The 18,512-nt window shown below is 41.0% G+C and carries 28 protein-coding genes; all 28 read right to left on the bottom strand.

Going from position 1 to position 18,512, the window contains the following annotated elements; genetic code table 11:
• The 28 genes from B1sIIB91_RS00755 to rplX all read right to left on the bottom strand — a co-directional run bounded on the left by B1sIIB91_RS00755 (position 1) and on the right by rplX (position 18,511).
• Entirely contained in the window at positions 1 to 711 is a 711-nt protein-coding gene (locus B1sIIB91_RS00755; RefSeq protein ID WP_095687738.1) for an ABC transporter ATP-binding protein, read from the bottom strand.
• Complete coding sequence (locus B1sIIB91_RS00750; protein WP_095687737.1) at positions 708 to 1,469, bottom strand: ABC transporter ATP-binding protein; 762 nt, start codon at positions 1,467 to 1,469, stop codon at positions 708 to 710. The genes B1sIIB91_RS00755 and B1sIIB91_RS00750 overlap by 4 nt, the downstream gene beginning before the upstream one ends.
• Positions 1,462 to 2,586 (bottom strand): alanine racemase, encoded by a 1,125-nt coding sequence (gene alr, locus B1sIIB91_RS00745; protein WP_095687736.1) that lies wholly within the window; start codon positions 2,584 to 2,586, stop codon positions 1,462 to 1,464. The genes B1sIIB91_RS00750 and alr overlap by 8 nt, the downstream gene beginning before the upstream one ends.
• A gap of 20 nt (positions 2,587 to 2,606) precedes the next feature.
• A complete protein-coding gene (locus B1sIIB91_RS00740; protein WP_095687735.1) occupies positions 2,607 to 3,272 on the bottom strand; it encodes a phosphatase PAP2 family protein in 666 nt (221 codons plus the stop codon).
• Between the two features lie 4 nt (positions 3,273 to 3,276).
• Positions 3,277 to 5,082 carry a glutamine--fructose-6-phosphate transaminase (isomerizing) gene (gene glmS, locus B1sIIB91_RS00735; RefSeq protein WP_095687734.1) on the bottom strand — a complete coding sequence of 602 codons (1,806 nt, stop codon included), beginning with the start codon at positions 5,080 to 5,082 and terminating at the stop codon, positions 3,277 to 3,279.
• Positions 5,083 to 5,094: 12 nt separating this feature from the next.
• Positions 5,095 to 6,438 (bottom strand): phosphoglucosamine mutase, encoded by a 1,344-nt coding sequence (gene glmM / locus B1sIIB91_RS00730; protein ID WP_095687733.1) that lies wholly within the window; start codon positions 6,436 to 6,438, stop codon positions 5,095 to 5,097.
• 24 nt (positions 6,439 to 6,462) lie between these two features.
• Complete coding sequence (rpsI, locus tag B1sIIB91_RS00725) at positions 6,463 to 6,945, bottom strand: 30S ribosomal protein S9 (protein WP_018227302.1); 483 nt, start codon at positions 6,943 to 6,945, stop codon at positions 6,463 to 6,465.
• Positions 6,946 to 6,955: 10 nt separating this feature from the next.
• The gene (gene rplM / locus B1sIIB91_RS00720; protein ID WP_018227303.1) at positions 6,956 to 7,411 is read right to left on the bottom strand and encodes a 50S ribosomal protein L13; all 456 of its coding nucleotides are present in this window, start codon (positions 7,409 to 7,411) and stop codon (positions 6,956 to 6,958) included.
• Between the two features lie 112 nt (positions 7,412 to 7,523).
• Complete coding sequence (gene truA, locus B1sIIB91_RS00715; RefSeq protein ID WP_095687732.1) at positions 7,524 to 8,366, bottom strand: tRNA pseudouridine(38-40) synthase TruA; 843 nt, start codon at positions 8,364 to 8,366, stop codon at positions 7,524 to 7,526.
• 21 nt (positions 8,367 to 8,387) lie between these two features.
• Entirely contained in the window at positions 8,388 to 8,792 is a 405-nt protein-coding gene (rplQ, locus tag B1sIIB91_RS00710) for a 50S ribosomal protein L17 (RefSeq protein WP_095687731.1), read from the bottom strand.
• Positions 8,793 to 8,800: 8 nt separating this feature from the next.
• On the bottom strand, positions 8,801 to 9,814 hold the full coding sequence (locus tag B1sIIB91_RS00705) for a DNA-directed RNA polymerase subunit alpha (RefSeq protein ID WP_018227306.1): 1,014 nt from the start codon (positions 9,812 to 9,814) through the stop codon (positions 8,801 to 8,803).
• A 101-nt stretch (positions 9,815 to 9,915) separates the two neighbouring features.
• A complete protein-coding gene (gene rpsD, locus B1sIIB91_RS00700; protein WP_018227307.1) occupies positions 9,916 to 10,542 on the bottom strand; it encodes a 30S ribosomal protein S4 in 627 nt (208 codons plus the stop codon).
• A 16-nt stretch (positions 10,543 to 10,558) separates the two neighbouring features.
• Positions 10,559 to 10,993, bottom strand: coding sequence for a 30S ribosomal protein S11 (gene rpsK / locus B1sIIB91_RS00695; protein WP_018227308.1), 435 nt, complete (start codon positions 10,991 to 10,993; stop codon positions 10,559 to 10,561).
• Positions 10,993 to 11,370: a 30S ribosomal protein S13 gene (rpsM, locus tag B1sIIB91_RS00690; protein WP_018227309.1), complete on the bottom strand. Its 378-nt coding sequence runs from the start codon at positions 11,368 to 11,370 to the stop codon at positions 10,993 to 10,995. Before rpsM ends, rpsK begins: the two co-directional genes overlap by 1 nt.
• 135 nt (positions 11,371 to 11,505) lie before the next feature.
• Positions 11,506 to 11,619 carry a 50S ribosomal protein L36 gene (gene rpmJ, locus B1sIIB91_RS00685; protein ID WP_030903823.1) on the bottom strand — a complete coding sequence of 38 codons (114 nt, stop codon included), beginning with the start codon at positions 11,617 to 11,619 and terminating at the stop codon, positions 11,506 to 11,508.
• Positions 11,620 to 11,654: 35 nt separating this feature from the next.
• Positions 11,655 to 11,876, bottom strand: coding sequence for a translation initiation factor IF-1 (infA, locus tag B1sIIB91_RS00680; RefSeq protein WP_009612149.1), 222 nt, complete (start codon positions 11,874 to 11,876; stop codon positions 11,655 to 11,657).
• A gap of 130 nt (positions 11,877 to 12,006) precedes the next feature.
• Positions 12,007 to 12,816 carry a type I methionyl aminopeptidase gene (gene map / locus B1sIIB91_RS00675; RefSeq protein ID WP_095687730.1) on the bottom strand — a complete coding sequence of 270 codons (810 nt, stop codon included), beginning with the start codon at positions 12,814 to 12,816 and terminating at the stop codon, positions 12,007 to 12,009.
• 3 nt (positions 12,817 to 12,819) lie between these two features.
• Positions 12,820 to 13,461 carry an adenylate kinase gene (locus tag B1sIIB91_RS00670; RefSeq protein WP_095687729.1) on the bottom strand — a complete coding sequence of 214 codons (642 nt, stop codon included), beginning with the start codon at positions 13,459 to 13,461 and terminating at the stop codon, positions 12,820 to 12,822.
• Positions 13,461 to 14,756: a preprotein translocase subunit SecY gene (gene secY, locus B1sIIB91_RS00665; RefSeq protein WP_095687728.1), complete on the bottom strand. Its 1,296-nt coding sequence runs from the start codon at positions 14,754 to 14,756 to the stop codon at positions 13,461 to 13,463. The genes B1sIIB91_RS00670 and secY overlap by 1 nt, the downstream gene beginning before the upstream one ends.
• 27 nt (positions 14,757 to 14,783) lie before the next feature.
• Positions 14,784 to 15,224: a 50S ribosomal protein L15 gene (gene rplO, locus B1sIIB91_RS00660; protein WP_095687727.1), complete on the bottom strand. Its 441-nt coding sequence runs from the start codon at positions 15,222 to 15,224 to the stop codon at positions 14,784 to 14,786.
• A gap of 2 nt (positions 15,225 to 15,226) precedes the next feature.
• Positions 15,227 to 15,409 carry a 50S ribosomal protein L30 gene (gene rpmD / locus B1sIIB91_RS00655; protein WP_095680242.1) on the bottom strand — a complete coding sequence of 61 codons (183 nt, stop codon included), beginning with the start codon at positions 15,407 to 15,409 and terminating at the stop codon, positions 15,227 to 15,229.
• The gene (gene rpsE, locus B1sIIB91_RS00650) at positions 15,409 to 16,032 is read right to left on the bottom strand and encodes a 30S ribosomal protein S5 (RefSeq protein WP_095687726.1); all 624 of its coding nucleotides are present in this window, start codon (positions 16,030 to 16,032) and stop codon (positions 15,409 to 15,411) included. Before rpsE ends, rpmD begins: the two co-directional genes overlap by 1 nt.
• Entirely contained in the window at positions 16,032 to 16,409 is a 378-nt protein-coding gene (gene rplR / locus B1sIIB91_RS00645; protein WP_095687725.1) for a 50S ribosomal protein L18, read from the bottom strand. Before rplR ends, rpsE begins: the two co-directional genes overlap by 1 nt.
• Complete coding sequence (rplF, locus tag B1sIIB91_RS00640; protein WP_095687724.1) at positions 16,409 to 16,948, bottom strand: 50S ribosomal protein L6; 540 nt, start codon at positions 16,946 to 16,948, stop codon at positions 16,409 to 16,411. The genes rplR and rplF overlap by 1 nt, the downstream gene beginning before the upstream one ends.
• Positions 16,949 to 16,952: 4 nt before the next feature.
• Complete coding sequence (rpsH, locus tag B1sIIB91_RS00635; protein WP_095688664.1) at positions 16,953 to 17,357, bottom strand: 30S ribosomal protein S8; 405 nt, start codon at positions 17,355 to 17,357, stop codon at positions 16,953 to 16,955.
• A 79-nt stretch (positions 17,358 to 17,436) separates the two neighbouring features.
• The gene (locus B1sIIB91_RS00630) at positions 17,437 to 17,622 is read right to left on the bottom strand and encodes a type Z 30S ribosomal protein S14 (protein WP_095671997.1); all 186 of its coding nucleotides are present in this window, start codon (positions 17,620 to 17,622) and stop codon (positions 17,437 to 17,439) included.
• A 14-nt stretch (positions 17,623 to 17,636) separates the two neighbouring features.
• Positions 17,637 to 18,194: a 50S ribosomal protein L5 gene (gene rplE, locus B1sIIB91_RS00625; RefSeq protein ID WP_095687723.1), complete on the bottom strand. Its 558-nt coding sequence runs from the start codon at positions 18,192 to 18,194 to the stop codon at positions 17,637 to 17,639.
• The gene (gene rplX, locus B1sIIB91_RS00620; protein ID WP_095687722.1) at positions 18,194 to 18,511 is read right to left on the bottom strand and encodes a 50S ribosomal protein L24; all 318 of its coding nucleotides are present in this window, start codon (positions 18,509 to 18,511) and stop codon (positions 18,194 to 18,196) included. Before rplX ends, rplE begins: the two co-directional genes overlap by 1 nt.
• Position 18,512: the final 1 nt, after the last annotated feature.

The following is an 18,512-nucleotide window of genomic DNA, read 5'->3' as shown; positions in this document are numbered from 1 at the left end:
TTAAAATCCCAAATAAGCAGTGCGAACTGCTGGATCATTTAGAAGTGTCTGGGCTGAATCAACTGCCACAACTGAACCTAAACTTAAAACGATACCCTCATTAGCAATTTTTAGAGCGCCCATTGCATTTTGTTCAACTAATACAACCGTTAAATTTAACCGCTTTACTAAATCTTTTATTGATTGAAATATTTGCTCAACAATTAAAGGTGCTAGGCCAAGGGAGGGTTCATCTAGAAGTAATAATTTTGGCCGAGCAATTAATGAACGACCAATAGCTAACATCTGTCGCTCACCCCCTGATAAAGAACCAGCCATCTGCCCCATTCGCTGTCCAAGAATTGGGAAAAGTTCTACTACCTCCGCAGTAGCAGCTGCCACATCTTTTTTATCTTTTCGCCATAAACCGGTTAAGGCTAAATTTTCCTTAACACTTAACTCAGCAATTACCGATTTACCATCGGAAACATGCATGATGCCTGACCTAGCAAGATCCTCTGGTTTTTTTTCTAAGATCGATTGACCATTCCAACTAGCAGTGCCAGATACTGATTCTTTTAAGCCAGATAATGTTCGAAGTAATGTGGTCTTACCTGCACCATTTGCACCAATAATTGCAGCTAGTTGACCTTCGGCAACTTTAAAAGAAACATTACTTATTGCCCTAATCGCACCATGATCAATAGTTAAATTCTCAACAACAAGGCTCAATTGTTCACCCCTAAATATGCCGCAACTACCGCTTCATCTCTGCGAACTGTTTCAACATCTCCAGAGGCGATAACTTGACCAAAATTTAATACATATAATCGATCACAAACTGACATGACTACATCCATATGGTGCTCTACTAAAATTATCGAACATTGTGAAGCTAAATTATGAATTAATGAATTCATCCACTCAATATCTGATGATCCAAGTCCACCAGCAGGCTCATCAAGTAAAAGAATTTTAGGTTCACTAACTAACGCCCTAGCTATTGCAACTCTTTTTGTAACTGGATAAGGCAGAGAGTCTGCTCGCATATCAGCAATACCGGAAGCATAAACACGCTCAAGTGCGGTCATGCTGCGCTGTTTAAGTCTTTCTTCATCACGTCCACTTAAACCAAGGGCTGATGAAATTAAACCACTGCTAGCACTCTTGCTAGCACCAATCATTACATTCTCTAAAACTGTTAACTCTGGAAATAAACCTACTCCCTGTAGGGTGCGAGAGATCTTAAGATCAATTAGCTCATAAGGTTTTGGCCATTTATGAGATTTTCCATTTATTTCAAGTGAGCCAGATTCAACATCAACTAGTCCAGATAGTGCATTAAATAAAGTTGTTTTTCCGGCACCGTTTGGTCCTATTAAACCGATCACTTCATTTTTATGTAAATCTAAATTTACATCTGCTAACGCCTTTAATCCACCAAATGAAACTGATAACGACTTAATTGAAAGCAGATTTGAATCACTCACGAGGGTAGATTCTAGGCACACGTGGGCCGATTCGGGTGATAATCTCATAATTTATTGTGTTAGCTGCCTTAGCCCACTCATCTACTGTGTACTCACCATTACTACCATCGCCAAAAACAATTACCTCATCCCCTGCTTTTGCAGTAGATGTGATACCTAAATCCACTACAAATTGATCCATAGAAACTCGGCCAATTATTGGAGCACGTTTTTTATCTACAAATACTCCAGCTAGATTATTTGTGCTTCGAGGGATTCCATCTGCATAACCAAGTGCAACCACGCCAAGTTTAGTATCACTCTTTAATACTGCAGTACCGCCATAGCCAACACTTGATCCTGCCTTAACTTCTTTAACTAAGTTTAGTTTTGCTTTTAACTTCATGGCAGGCTTTAAACTAAGTGAAGAAGAATCTCCAATAGTTTTAACATCTGGACTTAATCCAAATAAAGCTATACCTGAGCGAATAATATTTTTATGTGCACTCTTGTTTGTGAATAACGCCGCTGAATTTGCAATATGAATAAATTGGGCATCAATACCAGCTGCCTTGGCCTGATTAACTCTTTGCTCAAATAAACTTAGTTGTTCTTGATTCATTAATTCATCTGGCTCATCAGCCCTAGCAAAATGTGACCAGATGCCGATAACTTTTAGTTGCTTTAAATTAACTCCTGCTAAAACAGATTTAATTAGTTGGTCCCACTCTGATAACGCTCCACCCCGGCTCATCCCAGTATCAATTTCAAGATGAATACGAGCAGCTTTACCGGTTAGGGATGCGGCTTTAATAACTTCATCTAGAAGATCAATGGAAGGAATACCTAAATCAATATCTAGATCAATTGCGCTTTTAAAATCCTCACCCAGAGGTGTAAGCCAACTAATTATTGGTTTTAATATTCCAGCTTTGCGAAGATTAATTGCCTCTTCAAGTAAGGCAGTACCAAACCAATCAGCACCAGCTTCTTCTAAAGCTTTTGAAACTGGAATTAAGCCATGACCATAAGCATCAGCTTTAACAACTGCTAACACATCGGCAGTAGTTCGCCTTTTTATTGATTTAAAATTTTGTGTTATTGCAGAAAGACTTATTTCAACACTGGCACGACTCATGTAATTAGCCTACCTGCCCCTTATGAGGGTTGGCGATCTGAGGTAATTGATCGATCAATTGCAATAATTGCAACTAAAAGTGCTGAACCAATAAATAGGCCGCCTAATAAATCTGAAAACCAATGTGTATTTCTATATAAAGATGCCAAACAGACTCCGATAGTAACAATAGATACAAACCAGGTAAGGCGCATACCTTCGAACGGCTCTTTATGTGAATATCTAAAAATTAGATAAGCAAGCATTCCCCAGGTAAGAACAGCATTTGCAGCATGCCCACTTGGATAAGAAAGCCCACTGTCTGTAAAAAATAAGTCATATCCTGTGCTTGGTTTAGTTCTACCAAATAATAATTTAGATGCACCAACAGTAAGATTAAGTAAAAATAATGCGAGCAGTGATAAATTTACTGGCCGCCATGAATTAAACCTTTTACTAATTAGAATTGCAGTAATTAATAAAATGGCTGATGTTACCCATCGCAGGCCAAGATCATCAATTAGAATTACCAAGGTTGGAGTTTTATTAGGTGCCACTAAAAGAAAACTACGATCATAGATCCATTCATCTAACCTTCTAATCCATGAGTTTGCTAATACTTGTTGAGTTATTAACGCATAAATACCAGTAAATAGAATTGTCAACTTAACTGCAGAGTTCTTCTGCTTCCGTCTTTGTTCTGGCATCTACTTACTCAACTGTTACTGATTTAGCTAGGTTACGAGGTTGATCAACATCATTTCCTCGTGCCACTGCCATTTCATATGCGATTACCTGTAGTGGTACAACAGATAAAACTGGTTGTAGTAACTGATTAGCTTCTGGGATACGAATTAAATGATCAGCTCCAGTAAATTCAGAATCACTAATTACAATTACTACCGCACCTCTTGCTTTCACTTCTTGAATATTACTTGCCATCTTCTCAGCTAATATTCCGGAAGAAGTAGGCATAATTGCAACCACCGGTGTTCCGTTATCAATTAATGCAATCGGTCCATGTTTTAACTCACCACCTGCAAAACCTTCAGCATGCATGTAAGCAAGCTCTTTTAATTTAAGAGCTCCCTCGAGGGCAGTTGGATATCCAACATGGCGGCCTAAAAATAATACAGACTCTGCACTCTTAAATTTTCGAGTCAGTTCCCTTAGTGGCTCAACAGTTTCAAGTATTTGCTCAACCTTTGCTGGTAACTGAGTAAGTTGCTCAGTAATCTCTTTAATTTCGTTGTTACTTAACTTCTTCAGCTTTCTACCTATTTCTAAGCCAATTAAATACATTGCAATTAATTGTGTTGCAAAAGCCTTAGTTGATGCGACAGCTATCTCAGGCCCAGCATGTGTATATAGAACTTCATCTGATTCCCGGCCAATAGTTGAGCCATTTGTATTACAAACTGAAAGAATTGTTGCACCCTTTGATTTTGCATAACGTAGCGCCATTAAAGTATCCATAGTTTCACCAGATTGTGAGATCGCTATTACTAAAGTCTTTTTATTAAGAGATGGCTCTCGGTATCGATACTCAGAGGCAAGTTCAACATCTACTGGGATTTGCGCCCACTTTTCAATTGCATATTTGCCTACCAAACCTGCGTTATAAGCGGTACCGCAGGCAATAATTACAATTTTTTCAAACTTTTTAAAATTAAGTTTTAAGTTAAGACCGTTTAATCGGCCAATTAATGTGTCAGCTATCGCTTTTGGTTGTTCATAAATTTCTTTAAGCATAAAGTGAGTAAATCCACCACGTTCAGCCGCACTTACATCCCAGGAAATCTCATACTCTTTTGCCTTAACAATCTGACCTGATAAGTCTGTTACTACAACAGAGTTTGGGGTTATCTCAACAACCTGGTCTTGACCCAATTCAAGGGCAATTTTTGTGTGTGCTATAAAAGCTGCTACATCAGAGGCAAGAAAATTTTCACCTTCGCCAACACCAACTACTAATGGTGAGTTACGGCGCGCTCCAACAATATGTGAAGGATTATCAGAGTGGATCGCAAGAAGAGTAAATGAGCCTTTAAGTTGCTTACAAACTTGTCTCATTGCTGCGGCTAAGTCTCCATTATTATCTTTACGAGCATCACTTAGCAAGTGAACTACTGATTCGGTATCGGTTTCAGATTTAAATTTATGCCCAAGTTTTTCTAGTTGCTGCCTGAGTTCTACATAATTTTCAATAATTCCATTGTGAATTAGCGCCAACTTACCTTCATTATCTAAATGCGGATGCGCATTAGTATCGGTAGGTCCACCATGTGTTGCCCACCTAGTATGACCAATTCCGCTGTTTGAATCTGATTTCTTAACTAGTGCCTCTTCAAGATTTTTTAATTTACCAGCTTGTTTTTCAACATATAAAGGTTTACCAACTTGTGTTGCAAGTGCAATTCCGGCTGAGTCATAGCCTCGGTATTCAAGTCGGCGCAGACCATCAAGTACAGGAGTAAGTGCGGAGTTTTTTCCGGTATAGCCAACTATCCCGCACATTGTTAACTCCCTTTATTGCTTAAGTTCTGATCTTACTAGTTGAGCCAATGAATCTGCGACCTTTTGAGCTAATTCTAAATCATTTGCTTCAACCATTACCCGTACCAGTGACTCTGTGCCAGATGCACGTAGTAGTACTCGCCCACTACCTGCTAATTCTTTCTCTGATTCTAAAATTGCATCCTTAATTTTTGCTGAGGCTGCAAGTTTTTCTTTTGCTACATCTTTAACATTTATCAAAATCTGTGGATACTTCTGCATTGCTGATGCTAGCTCTTGAAGTGACTTTTTTGATTTCACAACAACTTGCATTACCTGTAGGGCAGTTAATAAGCCATCTCCAGTATTTGAGAATTGACGCATAATAATATGTCCTGATTGCTCACCACCTAGGGTGTAATCATTTTCAAGCATCTTCTCTAATACATATCGATCACCAACTGCAGTTTTTTCAACTTTTATATCAGCTGCTTGCATAGACTTAATGAAGCCAAGATTGCTCATAACTGTTCCAACAACGGTCTGTTTATTTAACTTACCTTCTGCTAAATAGGCGGTGGCTAAAATATTTAAAATCTGATCACCATCTATAATTTCACCGTTTTTTGCAACCATCAAACATCGATCTGCATCACCGTCATGGGCAATACCAATATCAGCGCCAGATTTTTTAACCTCATTAATTAAGTTATCTAAATGAGTAGAACCACAATTCTCATTAATATTCCAACCAGTTGGGGTGGCAGAAATTGCAGTTACCACCGCACCAGCCTGCTCATACGCACTCGGCGCCACGGTTGATGCTGCCCCGTTAGCGCAATCCACAACTACCTTAAGTCCAGTTAATTTTGTACTCATAGTAGAAAGCAGGTGCTCTATGTATCTCTTTTTTGCACTTTCATCGAAAAATATTCGGCCAACATCTAATCCGGTGGGCCTATTCCAACTCTCACCTAACCTGGCTTCAATTTGTGCTTCAACCTGATCCGCTAATTTATCTCCACCTTTAGCAAAAAACTTAATGCCGTTATCTGGCATTGGATTATGAGATGCACTAATCATTACGCCAAGATCAGCATTACTTTCTTTTACTAAGAAGGCAACTGCAGGTGTTGGTAATACACCGACTCGGTAAACATCAACACCGGCGCTAGTTAAGCCAGCAACAACTGCTGACTCTAAAAAATCACCAGATGCGCGAGAATCTTGAGCAACAATTGCTTTTGGTCGATGTCCAGCAAATGCACCAATTTCACCTAAAACATGTGCGGCTGCAATTGCTAAATCAACTGCAAGTTCAGCTGTGAGATCAACATTAGCTACACCTCGTACACCATCGGTGCCGAAGAGGGCCATATTAGATTTAATCGAGTTAAGTAATTAGCGCTTGCTATATTGTGAACGCTTACGAGCTTTCTTAAGACCATATTTCTTACGCTCAATTACGCGGGCATCCCGTGTTAAGAAGCCAGCCTTCTTAAGTGTTGGACGATTTGCATCACTATCAATTTCATTTAAAGCACGTGCTACACCTAAACGAAGTGCGCCAGCTTGACCAGATGTTCCGCCACCATCAATGCGAGCAAATACATCGTATGTACCCTCTGCACCTACCGTGCGAAATGGTTCAGAAACTGATTGTTGATGAACCTTATTTGGAAAATAAACCTCAAGTGGCTTGCCATTTACAACCCATCGACCAGATCCTGGAACTAAGCGAACTCGAGCAACTGCCTCTTTACGACGACCAACGCCTCCACCTGGTGCGGTGATTGCTTTGCGATTAGTTGCTGCGGCTGGTGTGCTTGAACTGTATGAAGTAGGTAGATCCTCTTCGGTAGTTTCAATAATCTCGTTAGACATTACTCTCCTATTACTTCTTTGCGATCTGGGAAACTTGGTTAAATTCAAAAACCTTTGGATTTTGTGCTGCATGTGGATGCTCAGATCCTGCGTAAACCTTTAGTTTGGTTGCAGCTGATCTACCAATTGAATTCTTTGGCAACATTCCTTTAATTGCTTTCTCAACCGCACGGGTTGGAAACTTCTCAAATAAATCTGCGTAAACAGTTGAGGTCATACCACCTGGATAACCAGAGTGTTGGTGAGCAAACTTTTGTGAACTCTTTGATCCAGTTAAAACTACCTTCTCAGCATTAATAACAACTACAAAATCACCCATATCCATATGAGGGGCAAATGTAGTTTTATGTTTTCCGTAAAGTAAGTGTGCTGCATGTGTAGCAAGACGACCTAGCACTACATCTTGCGCGTCAATGACATACCAACTGCGGGTGATATCACCAGCTTTTGGTGTAAAAGTGCGCACAGTTATCTCGCTTTCTTATTAAAGGATTTTCCCTATCGGGTCATTTCCAGAGGGGCAAGATTACCTTTAGGTGAGGCTTTGGGTCAAAACCGCTTTAACACCCCGCTTAAAATCAGCCCTCATCCTCTGAGTTCTCTTGGGTTGCCAAATAATTCTCATAATTGCTCAAATATTGCTCAACTGGTGGATATTGCACTGAAATCAAAGTCAAACCCTTTGCTGGAAATACATAACTATCTGAAATTCTTTCCTTATTTTTTAAAGTATCAAGCATCCACTCTGGTTTAAATCTACCTTCACCAACACAGACTGCAGCTCCTACTAAATTCCTAACCATGTTATATCTAAAAGAATCAGCGCTTATCTCACAAATTACAACATCTTTTTCATCACGATGCCAATTAAATGTAATTAGATTCTTTACGGTGCTACCACCTTCACGAAACTTACAAAATGCAAAGAAATCATGCGCGCCTAGAAGCAGTTTAGAACCAGAGTTCATTAATTCAATATCTAATGGGCGAAACCATTCAGTACTGTCATGTCTATCTAGGGGCGCAGTTACTTTGCCCGCGTCTATTATTTTGTATTGATAGGTGCGCGAAATAGCAGTAAATCTGGCATGAAAGTTATCAGGTGCCCACTGCGCCGTTAATACCCTTATATCTGCATCTAAAATCTGATTTAATCTAAATGCTAAATTATTTATATCAGTTTGCGTTGGTAAATCAGTGTGAATCACTTGATGTTTTGCATGCACACCAGCATCAGTTCGCCCAGCCACAATTGTTGCAACTTTAGTTTGGGTAATCATGCTTAAAGCTTTTTCTACTTCTTCTTGAACAGTTCGCTCATTTGGTTGTTTTGCCCAACCAGAAAAATTTGTACCCTGATAAGTTAAATCAACTCTTAAACGAGAAAACCCACTCTTAACTTCAAGAGTGGGTTTAGTCATAATCTTTTTTAACTTTGTGTTTTACTCAGCTTTCGCTGCTGCTTTTTTAGCTACCTTTTTTACTGGCGATCCTGCTTCAACCATTTCAATCACTGCCATTGGTGCGTTATCACCTTTGCGTGGACCGATTTTGGTAATGCGGGTATAGCCACCATCACGAGTAGCAAAACGTGGTGCGATCTCTGTAAATAAAGTATGAACAACTGATTTACTAGAAATTCTTGCCATCACGCGACGACGTGCAGGTAGATCACCTTTTTTTGCATGAGTAATTAATCGCTCAGCAAGTGGGCGAAGGCGTCTTGCCTTTGCTTCAGTTGTTGTTAACTTTCCTTTTTCGAAAAGTTGCGCAGCTAATGTGCCTAGTAATAATTTCTCATGTGCTGGTCCACTACCTAGGCGTGGTCCTTTACTTGGTTTTGACATGATCTCTCCTAGACCTCTTCAGCGTCGACAAGTTCATCATCAACACTGCTTCCGTAATTAGCATGCTTTGTTGGATCAAAACCTGCTGGGCTGTCCTTAAGTTGCATTCCCATAGATTGTAATTTCGCTTTAACCTCATCAATTGATTTAGATCCGAAATTACGAATATCCATTAGATCTGCCTCTGAGCGAGATAGTAATTCACCAACTGTGTGAATTCCTTCGCGCTTTAAGCAGTTATAAGAACGAACTGTTAGATCAAGATCTTCGATTGGAAGTGCCATATCTGCAGCGAGTGCTGCATCTTGAATGGAAGGTCCCATCTCAATTCCTTCAGCGTTAGCATTTAATTCACGCGCAAGGCCGAATAGCTCAACTAATGTCTTACCAGCAGATGCCATTGCATCAGATGGTTTCATTGATCTCTTGGTCTCAACATCTAGAACTAATCGATCAAAGTCGGTTCGTTGTTCAACACGTGTTGCCTCTACTTTGTAGGTAACACGAAGCACTGGTGAGTAAATTGAATCAACCGGAATCCGGCCAATCTCTCCCCCTGCTGCTTTGTTTTGTACCGCGGTGATGTAACCACGACCACGCTCAACAGTTAACTCGATCTCAAACTTTGCCTTTGAATTTAGTGTTGCAATGTGAAGTTCTGGATTGTGCACAGCAACTCCTGTTGGAGCAGCCACATCTGCGCCAGTAACAATTCCCTCACCATTTTTACGGATGTAAAGAAGTGATGGTTCATCATTATCTGAAGATAAAACTAGGTTTTTGATGTTTAAGACGATCTCAGTTAGATCCTCTTTCACACCTTCTAAAGCAGTGAATTCGTGCAGCGCATTATTTACTCTGATACCAGTAACAGCTGCTCCTGGAATTGAAGATAATAAGGTGCGACGAATTGAATTACCAAGTGTGTAGCCGAAACCAGGTTCTAGCGGCTCAATAATGAACCGTGAACGGTATTCGCTTACAACTTCCTCAGTGAGGATTGGGCGTTGTGCAATTAGCACTTTGTTCCTCCGTATGTTCTGAAAGACCCTCTATTTGATCTTTCGGTTGGCTTACGATATTTAGTTTTACTGCGGTAAATCTTTACTGCTTAAGTACTTGATTACTTGGAGTAAAGCTCAACAATTAGTTGCTCTTGTACTTGAGTATCAATAATTGGGCGGGTTGGAACGGCGTGGACCAAAATTCGCATTTTAGAACCCACAACCTCCATCCATGCTGGAACAGTTTTCTCACCAAGCTCTGCACTTGCGACGATAAATGGTGTGGTGTCCAATGAAGCTGGTACAACATCAATTATGTCCATAGGTGTAGTTCTAAATGATGGAATGTTCACGCTCTTGCCATTAACTAAGAAGTGACCATGGCGCACTAATTGGCGTGCCATATCCCGGCTCTTAGCAAAGCCAGCGCGGAAGACAACATTGTCTAGACGAGTTTCAAGTAGTACCAAAAGATTCTCACCAGTCTTACCTTGCAGACGGTTTGCTTCTTCGTAGTAACCACGGAACTGCTTCTCAAGTACTCCGTAAATACGTGCACACTTTTGCTTCTCACGCATCTGTAATAAGTACTCAGAATCTTTTGAACGAGCACGGCCATGTTGTCCTGGTGGATATGGACGTGACTCAATTGGACACTTTGGTCCATCGCACTTAGAGCCCTTAAGGAAGAGCTTTACTTTTTCGCGACGGCATCTTTTGCAATCTGCACCGGTATAGCGAGCCATAGTTTTCTCCCTTTCCTTATACTCGACGTGGTTTACGTGGACGACAACCGTTATGTGGTGCTGGAGTTACATCTGCGATGGCTCCAACTTCAAGACCGGCTGCTTGTAATGAACGAATTGCAGTTTCCCGGCCAGAGCCAGGTCCCTTAACAAATACATCAACTTTCTTTAAGCCGTGCTCTTGCGCTTTACGAGCAGCAGCCTCAGCAGCCATTTGCGCAGCAAATGGAGTTGATTTACGAGAACCTTTAAATCCAACCTGACCAGATGATGACCAAGCAATTACGCCACCTGCTGGATCTGTGATTGAAACAATGGTGTTATTAAATGTGCTCTTAATATAAGCATGACCGAAGGCAACATTTTTCTTATCCTTCTTACGTGCTTTAATTTTCTTTGGTGCAGCTTTTGCTGCTGCTTCTTTAGCTGGTTTAGCTTTTTCGGCGGCCATTACTTGGTCTCCTTCTTCTTACCAGCGATTGCAACACGTGGACCCTTGCGAGTACGAGCATTGGTATGAGTACGTTGACCGCGGACTGGTAATCCTTTGCGGTGACGAGAACCTTGGTAACTTTGAATTTCAACTTTACGACGAATGTCGCCAGCGATCTCACGGCGAAGATCACCCTCAATTTTATAATTGGCTTCAATGAATTCACGAAGCTTTGCCAATTCTGGCTCTTGTAGATCTTTAACTCTGATGTTTGGTGAGATACCGGTAGCGGCAAGTGTTGCTTGCGCACGGGTAAGTCCCATTCCAAAAATATAGGTAAGTGCGATCTCTAGCCGCTTTTCGCGAGGAAGATCAACACCAACAAGACGTGCCATATCGTTAACCTGTTTCTAATATCCGAAAGGTCCTCCGCAATGCCCCCAGATAATTTCTTATCTGGCCTCAGCCTTTCGGACTAAGGGTCATAATTAAGTTTTACCTTAATTACGTCGCATCACGCGTTTTTTAAATTAACCCTGACGTTGTTTATGACGTAGGTTGTCGCAGATCACCATTACGCGGCCATTACGACGAATAACTTTGCACTTGTCGCAAATCTTTTTCACGCTAGGTTTGACCTTCACGATTACCTTTCTAACAACTACAGTTTAAAAATTATTTATTTGTAACGATAAATAATTCGACCTCTAGTGAGGTCATATGGACTAAGTTCTACAATCACTTTATCTTCTGGCAAAATACGAATGTAGTTCTGTCGCATCTTTCCACTGATATGTGCTAAAACTTTATGTCCATTTGTTAACTCAACTCGGAACATTGCGTTCGGTAGTGCTTCAGCAACAGTGCCTTCGATCTCAATAGCACCGTCTTTCTTGGCCAAGCGATACCTACTTATCTGTTCTAAATCAGGTTTACCCCTTGCGAGGCAGGAGGGATAGTTTATGCGTGAGGGGTGAAAAAGGAAAATCCACTAACTTGTGCTTAATCCACGCGGGAAAATCCAGCAGTATTTAGAGCAAATCAGAGATTGGGATACCCAATCTAGCTAGCTGCTCCTTGCCACCATCTAATGAGGTTAGAACAAAGGCTTTTCCATCTGGTGCGATTGTGTAAGTATGTTCAAAATGAGCACCTTTAGATGAATCTTGTGAGACCACTGTCCAATCATCACTTAATACTTTTGTTCGCTCATTACCTCTAGTAATCATTGGTTCAAGTGCTAATGCCATTCCAGGAACTAGTTCAGGTCCATTTCCAGCCGGACCAAAATTTAGGATATGTGGCTCTTGGTGCATAGCGCTACCAATTCCATGACCACCATACTCACGCAAAATTCCATACTTACCTTGAGAATTAATATAACTTTCAATCGCTGCAGAGATGTCAGTTAACTTGCCACCTTTTTTACCAGCAGCAATTCCTCGCCACATTGACTCTTCACACACATCCATTAATTTTTGATCAGCAGGATCAACCTCACCTAATCCAAATGAAATCGCAGCATCACCATGCCAGTCATCAATAATTGCACCAAAGTCAATAGATAAAACATCACCTGAAATAAGTTTTCGCTTATTAGGAATACCGTGAACAACCTCTTCATTAACAGAGGCACAAATTACTGCTGGAAATCCGTGGTAACCAAGGAAGGAAGATTTAGCGCTGTGCTTGGATAAATTACCAACTGCAATCTCATTTAGCTCAAGAGTAGTCATACCTACCTGAGCACTCTGCTTTAGTAGTTGTAACGTATCGGCCACGACTAATCCTGCTTTGCGCATAGATTTTAGTTGGTCTAAGTTTTTTAATTCAATTGCCATATTTTATTTTAGAGCCGCAATCGCTTTATCAGTTATCTCAGTAACATCACCTAGGGCTGAGATATTTTTTAATAAGCCAAATTTTTCATAATATTTAATGATTGGCATTGTTTGCTCACTATAAATATCTAATCTACGAGTTAATACCTCTTCTTTATCATCTTCTCTTTGGTAGAGCGCACCTTGGCATTTATCACAAACTCCAGCCACCTTTGGTTTTTCAAACTCTATGTGAGATGGTGCGCCACACTCTTGGCAAGTCCTGCGACCAGATAATCGCTTAATGATTTGTGCATTATCTATTTTTAACTCAAGTACAGCATCTAGTGGCATTTTTTTATCTGCCAAAATCTGATCAAGTACCTGTGCTTGATTTGTATTACGTGGAAAACCATCTAACAAAAAGCCATTTGCTACATCAGCATTTCCTAGCCGATCTTTAACCATCTCATTAGTTACTGAATCTGGTACTAACTCACCACGATCCATAAAAGTTTGTGCTTGTTTTCCTAATTCTGTTCCATTTTTTAAATTAGCACGGAAAATATCACCGGTAGAGATATGTGGGATTTTAAAGTACTTAGCTAGATGAACTGCTTGTGTTCCCTTACCAGCACCTGGTGGTCCAACCAGGATTAATCGCATTAGCGCAAGAACCCCTCATAGGATCGTTGCTGTAGTTGAGACTCAATCTGCTTTGCAGTATCTAAGCCAACACCAACGATAATTAAAATTGAGGTTCCACCAAATGGGAAGTTTTGTGAAGCTTGGAAAAGAATTAAAGCAATAAAAGGAATTATTGCCACAATTGAAAGATAAAGCGCACCTGGCGCAGTAATTCTTGATAGCACATACTGTAGATACTCAGATGTTGGCCGGCCAGCTCTAATGCCTGGAATAAAGCCGCCATACTTCTTCATGTTTTCAGCAACCTCATCTGGATTAAAAGTAATTGCTACATAAAAGTAAGTAAAGAAAACAATTAAGAGCGCATAAACACCGATATAGAAGAAGTTATCTCCTGAAATAAGATTCTTTGAAACCCAGTTTGCCCAACTAGCTTGGCTACCACTGAAGTTAACAACTAGTGATGGAATATAAAGTAATGAAGATGCGAAAATAACCGGAATCACACCTGCTTGGTTTACTTTAATTGGAATGTAAGTACTAGTTCCACCATATTGCTGACGTCCTACTTGACGCTTAGCGTACTGAACTGGAATACGACGTTGAGATTGCTCAACAAAAACTACCGCAGCCACAATTAAAACACCTACTGCCATAATAAATGAGAATGCAAACCAGCCTTTTTGTAATTTAATTGACCAAAGCTGACCTGGAAAAGTTGCACTAATAGAGGTAAAAATTAAGATCGACATACCGTTTCCAACACCACGATCAGTAATTAACTCACCTAACCACATGATTACTGATGTACCAGCAGTCATAACTATAATCATCGTGATAACACGAAGTAATGATGTATCAGGAATAATTGGTAGAGAACAATTTGCAAAGATTCTTCCTTGAATTCTAGCTACTGCGATTAATCCAGTTGACTGCAAGATTGCAAGGCCAATAGTTAAATAGCGGGTGTACTGAGTTAACTTTGCTGTTCCTGATTGTCCCTCTTTCTTTAATGCTTCAAATCTAGGGATAACTACAGTTAACAACTGCACAATAATTGAGCTAGTGATGTAAGGCATTATGCCGAGAGCAAAAATACTTAGTTGTAGTAACGCTCCACCACTAAATAGGTTAATTAACCCAAATAAACCACCAGTATCTGCAGTCTTTAAACACTCCTGCACATTTACATATGAAACTCCTGGAGTTGGTACAACTGAACCAAATCTAAATAGAGCCATAATAGAAAGGGTAAACAAGATCTTCTTACGCAGGTCAGGTGTTCTAAACGCCATTGCGAATGCTTTTAACAAGATCTTTTCCTCTCTACTAAATAATTATTAAAGTGTTTTTGCAGCTCCGCCAGCAGCTGAAATCTTCTCAGAAGCAGAACTTGAGAATGCATGAGCTAATACAGTCACCTTCACTGATATCTCACCGTTACCAAGTACTTTAACTGGAAAGCCTTTGCGGGCTGCGCCTTTTTTAACTAAATCATCAACTGTTACATCCCCACCCTTTGGGTAAAGTGAATTAATAGTTGAAATGTTAACCGCCTGATACTCAATTCTTTCTGGGTTTTTAAATCCACGAAGTTTTGGTAAGCGCATAACTAATGGCAATTGACCGCCTTCAAATCCAGCACGAACTACGTTACGAGCACGTGTTCCTTTGCCACCGCGACCAGCTGTCTTTCCCTTTGAAGCCTCACCGCGACCCTTACGAGTCTTAGCTTTCTTAGCTCCGGGAGCTGGACGTAAATGATGAACCTTAAGCACCATTGTTATTCAACCTCCTCGACTGCAATTAAATGACGAACTGCATAAACCATTCCGCGGATCTCTGGTCGATCTTCTTTTACAACTACATCACCAATTCGCTTTAAACCAAGTGAGCGAAGTGTGTTGCGTTGATCAGGAGGATTGCCAACCTTTGATCTAACTTGAGTAACTTTTAATCTTGGCATTAGGCACCAACCTTTACTTGCTCAGCAATTAATCTTGTGATTGCTGCAGGTGCAACATCTTCAAGAGGGCGGCCACGACGAGCGGCAATAGCAGTTGGATTCTCTAGCATTTTTAATGCTGCCGCTGTTGCATGAACCATATTAATTGGGTTACCTGATCCTAAAGATTTTGTTAATACATCAGTGATACCAGCACACTCAAGTACTGCGCGAACTGGTCCACCTGCAATAACGCCAGTACCAGGAGAGGCTGGGCGAAGTAAAATAACTCCGGCAGATTTCTCACCTTGTACAGGGTGAGGAATAGTTCCATTAAGAATTGGAACCTTAAAGAAATTCTTTTTGCCATCTTCAACTGCCTTAGCAATAGCTTGTGGAACTTCTTTGGCTTTTCCATACCCAACGCCAACCATTCCTTTGCCATCGCCAACAACAACTAGAGCAGTAAAGGAGAAACGACGTCCACCCTTTACAACTTTGGCAACACGATTAATGAAAACTACTCGCTCGGTATATGGAGACTTTTCCTTTTGGAAATCACCATCACGACGTTCGCGTTTTTCACGACCGCCCTTTGGCTTATTCTCACGGCTACTGGTGGTAGGGGTTGTAATACCGGCCATTAGAACTCCAATCCATTTGCACGAGCACTTGTTGCAACAGCTGCAACTCGGCCGTGGAACTTATTACCACCGCGATCAAAAACCACAGTAGAAATTCCTTTTTCTTTTGCACGCTTTGCGATTAACTCACCAATCTGCTTTGCCTTTGCAGTCTTATCGCCAGTGAAAGTTCGCAATTCTTTCTCCATAGTGGAGGCAGATGCCAAAGTAGTTGAGGTTGTATCGTCAACAACTTGCACAAATAAATGGCGAGCAGAGCGAGAAACAACTAAACGTGGGCGAAGTGCTGTTCCAGAAACGCGCTTACGCAAGCGGAAGTGACGACGGGCGCGAGCTTTTGTAGCAGAGCCCTTAACGACTTTATAACCGATAGCCATTATTTTTTACCTGTCTTTCCTTGCTTGCGGCGAATGTGTGCGCCTTCTAAATGCAAACCTTTACCTTTATATGGATCAACCTTACGAAGTTTTTGAATCTTGGCGGCGGTCTCACCAACTAATTGCTTATTAATACCAACTACAGTGATTTCAGTTGGAGAATCAATTTTAAAAGTAATTCCCTCATCTGCAATAAAGTTAATTGGATGGCTATAGCCAAGTGCAAACTCTAAGTTTTTACCCTTTGCTGCAACCTTGTAACCAACACCAACAATATTTATCTTCTTGCTATATCCATTAGTAACACCTTCGATCATGTTAGAGATCATGGTGCGAGACATACCGTGAAGTGAGCGAGCCTCTCGACTCTCATCTGGGCGAGTAATAGTAAGAGTTGAACCCTCTTGCTTTGCAGCAATTGGCCCAGCTAATACATGAGTTAAAGTTCCCTTTGGTCCCTTAACTGAAACAGATTGTCCAGCAACATTTACCTCAACTCCAGATGGAATTGTGATCGGCATTTTTCCAATACGTGACATCAGATCACCATACGTAGGCGAGAACTTCTCCGCCTACTCCTTGTTTGTTGGCTTGCTTATCAGTTAGCAAACCAGATGATGTTGAAATGATTGCAACGCCAAGACCACCTAAAACTTTAGGTAGTGAAGTTGATTTTGCGTAAACGCGAAGTCCTGGCTTTGAAACACGGCGCAAACCAGCAATTGATCGCTCACGGTTTGAACCAAACTTAAGATCTAAAACTAAGGTTTTGCCAAACCCAATTGGGTTGCTCTCAATATAAAAACCAGCGATGTATCCCTCTTGTTTTAATATTTCAGCAATTCGAGCTTTAACCGATGATGAAGGCATTGAAACCTTGTCATGGTAAGCCGAGTTGGCATTACGCAAACGTGCAAGCATGTCTGCGATCGGATCTGTCATTGTCATTACTTTGGCCTCTGGCCTTTCTCGAAATGGTTTCCGCAATTAAGCGGACCTGCTCCGTAGTTGATAGTTGGGTTTTGTATTACCAAGAAGCCTTGGTGATACCTGGTAACTCTCCAGCATGTGCCATTTCGCGGAAGCAAATACGGCATATACCAAATTTTTGATAGACAGCATGTACACGGCCACAACGTTGGCATCTTGTATAACCGCGAACCTTAAACTTTGGTTTACGGCTAGCTCTTACCTTAAGTGATGTCTTTGCCATTAGTAGTTAGCCCCTTACATTTCTCGGAAAGGGAAACCAAGAGCACGTAGTAACTCTCTTCCCTCTTCATCTGTTTTAGCAGTGGTTACTAAAGTTATATCCATTCCGCGAGTGCGATCAATCTTGTCTTGCTCGATCTCTGGGAAAACAACCTGTTCAGTTAAACCGAATGTGTAATTACCTTTACCATCAAATTGCTTTGGTGAGAGTCCGCGGAAATCGCGAATACGTGGCAATGCAATTGAAAGTAAGCGATCGGTAAATTCCCACATACGATCATTGCGTAGTGTTACGTGAGCACCAATTGGCATATTCTCACGAAGCTTAAATTGAGCAATTGATTTACGAGAGCGAGTTACCTGCGGACGTTGCCCAGTAATTGTGGCAAGGTCGCGGATTGCCCCTTCAATTAACTTTGAATCACGCGCTGCTTCACCAACACCCATGTTCACAACAACCTTAGTTAAGGTTGGAATCTGCATTACATTCTTATAGCCAAACTTAGCTTTAAGAGCTGGTGCAATCTCAGACTTATAACGTCCCTTAAGACGTGGTGCTAAATCAGTAGACATTAGGCATCCTTTCCAGAGCGGCGAGAGATACGAACATTCTTGCCAGCTTCATCTTTGCGAGCGCCAATTCGAGTTGCCTTACCATCGCCATCAACTAACATCACATTAGAAAGATGAATAGCAGACTCAACAGTGGTAATTCCGCCAACCTTAACTCCACGCTCAGAAGTAGATTCCTTTGTGTGACGCTTAACTCGGTTAATACCCTCAATTAATATGCGTGACTTAACTCGGTCAACTGAAAGCACTGTGCCAGTTGTTCCTTTATCTTTTCCGGCAATCACCTGCACGGTGTCACCTTTGCGAATGTTTGCCATT

Origin of the sequence: Candidatus Nanopelagicus abundans (assembly GCF_002288305.1) — a bacterium.
Classification (GTDB): domain Bacteria; phylum Actinomycetota; class Actinomycetes; order Nanopelagicales; family Nanopelagicaceae; genus Nanopelagicus; species Nanopelagicus abundans.
This window is presented reverse-complemented; position numbering and strand designations above follow the sequence as displayed.

Bases quoted from the DNA above. Each gene is read 5' to 3' on its own strand.
- alr (WP_095687736.1), bottom strand. From the start codon at position 2,586: ATGAGTCGTGCCAGTGTTGAAATAAGTCTTTCTGCAATAACACAAAAT.
- B1sIIB91_RS00740 (WP_095687735.1), bottom strand. From the start codon at position 3,272: ATGCCAGAACAAAGACGGAAGCAGAAGAACTCTGCAGTTAAGTTGACA.
- glmS (WP_095687734.1), bottom strand. From the start codon at position 5,082: ATGTGCGGGATAGTTGGCTATACCGGAAAAAACTCCGCACTTACTCCT.
- glmM (WP_095687733.1), bottom strand. From the start codon at position 6,438: ATGGCCCTCTTCGGCACCGATGGTGTACGAGGTGTAGCTAATGTTGAT.
- rpsI (WP_018227302.1), bottom strand. From the start codon at position 6,945: ATGTCTAACGAGATTATTGAAACTACCGAAGAGGATCTACCTACTTCA.
- truA (WP_095687732.1), bottom strand. From the start codon at position 8,366: ATGACTAAACCCACTCTTGAAGTTAAGAGTGGGTTTTCTCGTTTAAGA.
- rplQ (WP_095687731.1), bottom strand. From the start codon at position 8,792: ATGTCAAAACCAAGTAAAGGACCACGCCTAGGTAGTGGACCAGCACAT.
- rpsD (WP_018227307.1), bottom strand. From the start codon at position 10,542: ATGGCTCGCTATACCGGTGCAGATTGCAAAAGATGCCGTCGCGAAAAA.
- rpsK (WP_018227308.1), bottom strand. From the start codon at position 10,993: ATGGCCGCCGAAAAAGCTAAACCAGCTAAAGAAGCAGCAGCAAAAGCT.
- rpsM (WP_018227309.1), bottom strand. From the start codon at position 11,370: ATGGCACGTCTTGTTGGTGTTGATCTTCCTCGCGAAAAGCGGCTAGAG.
- map (WP_095687730.1), bottom strand. From the start codon at position 12,816: ATGGCAATTGAATTAAAAAACTTAGACCAACTAAAATCTATGCGCAAA.
- B1sIIB91_RS00670 (WP_095687729.1), bottom strand. From the start codon at position 13,461: ATGCGATTAATCCTGGTTGGACCACCAGGTGCTGGTAAGGGAACACAA.
- rplO (WP_095687727.1), bottom strand. From the start codon at position 15,224: ATGGTGCTTAAGGTTCATCATTTACGTCCAGCTCCCGGAGCTAAGAAA.
- rpmD (WP_095680242.1), bottom strand. From the start codon at position 15,409: ATGCCAAGATTAAAAGTTACTCAAGTTAGATCAAAGGTTGGCAATCCT.
- rpsE (WP_095687726.1), bottom strand. From the start codon at position 16,032: ATGGCCGGTATTACAACCCCTACCACCAGTAGCCGTGAGAATAAGCCA.
- rplR (WP_095687725.1), bottom strand. From the start codon at position 16,409: ATGGCTATCGGTTATAAAGTCGTTAAGGGCTCTGCTACAAAAGCTCGC.
- rplF (WP_095687724.1), bottom strand. From the start codon at position 16,948: ATGTCACGTATTGGAAAAATGCCGATCACAATTCCATCTGGAGTTGAG.
- rpsH (WP_095688664.1), bottom strand. From the start codon at position 17,357: ATGACAATGACAGATCCGATCGCAGACATGCTTGCACGTTTGCGTAAT.
- B1sIIB91_RS00630 (WP_095671997.1), bottom strand. From the start codon at position 17,622: ATGGCAAAGACATCACTTAAGGTAAGAGCTAGCCGTAAACCAAAGTTT.
- rplE (WP_095687723.1), bottom strand. From the start codon at position 18,194: ATGTCTACTGATTTAGCACCACGTCTTAAGGGACGTTATAAGTCTGAG.
- rplX (WP_095687722.1), bottom strand. From the start codon at position 18,511: ATGGCAAACATTCGCAAAGGTGACACCGTGCAGGTGATTGCCGGAAAA.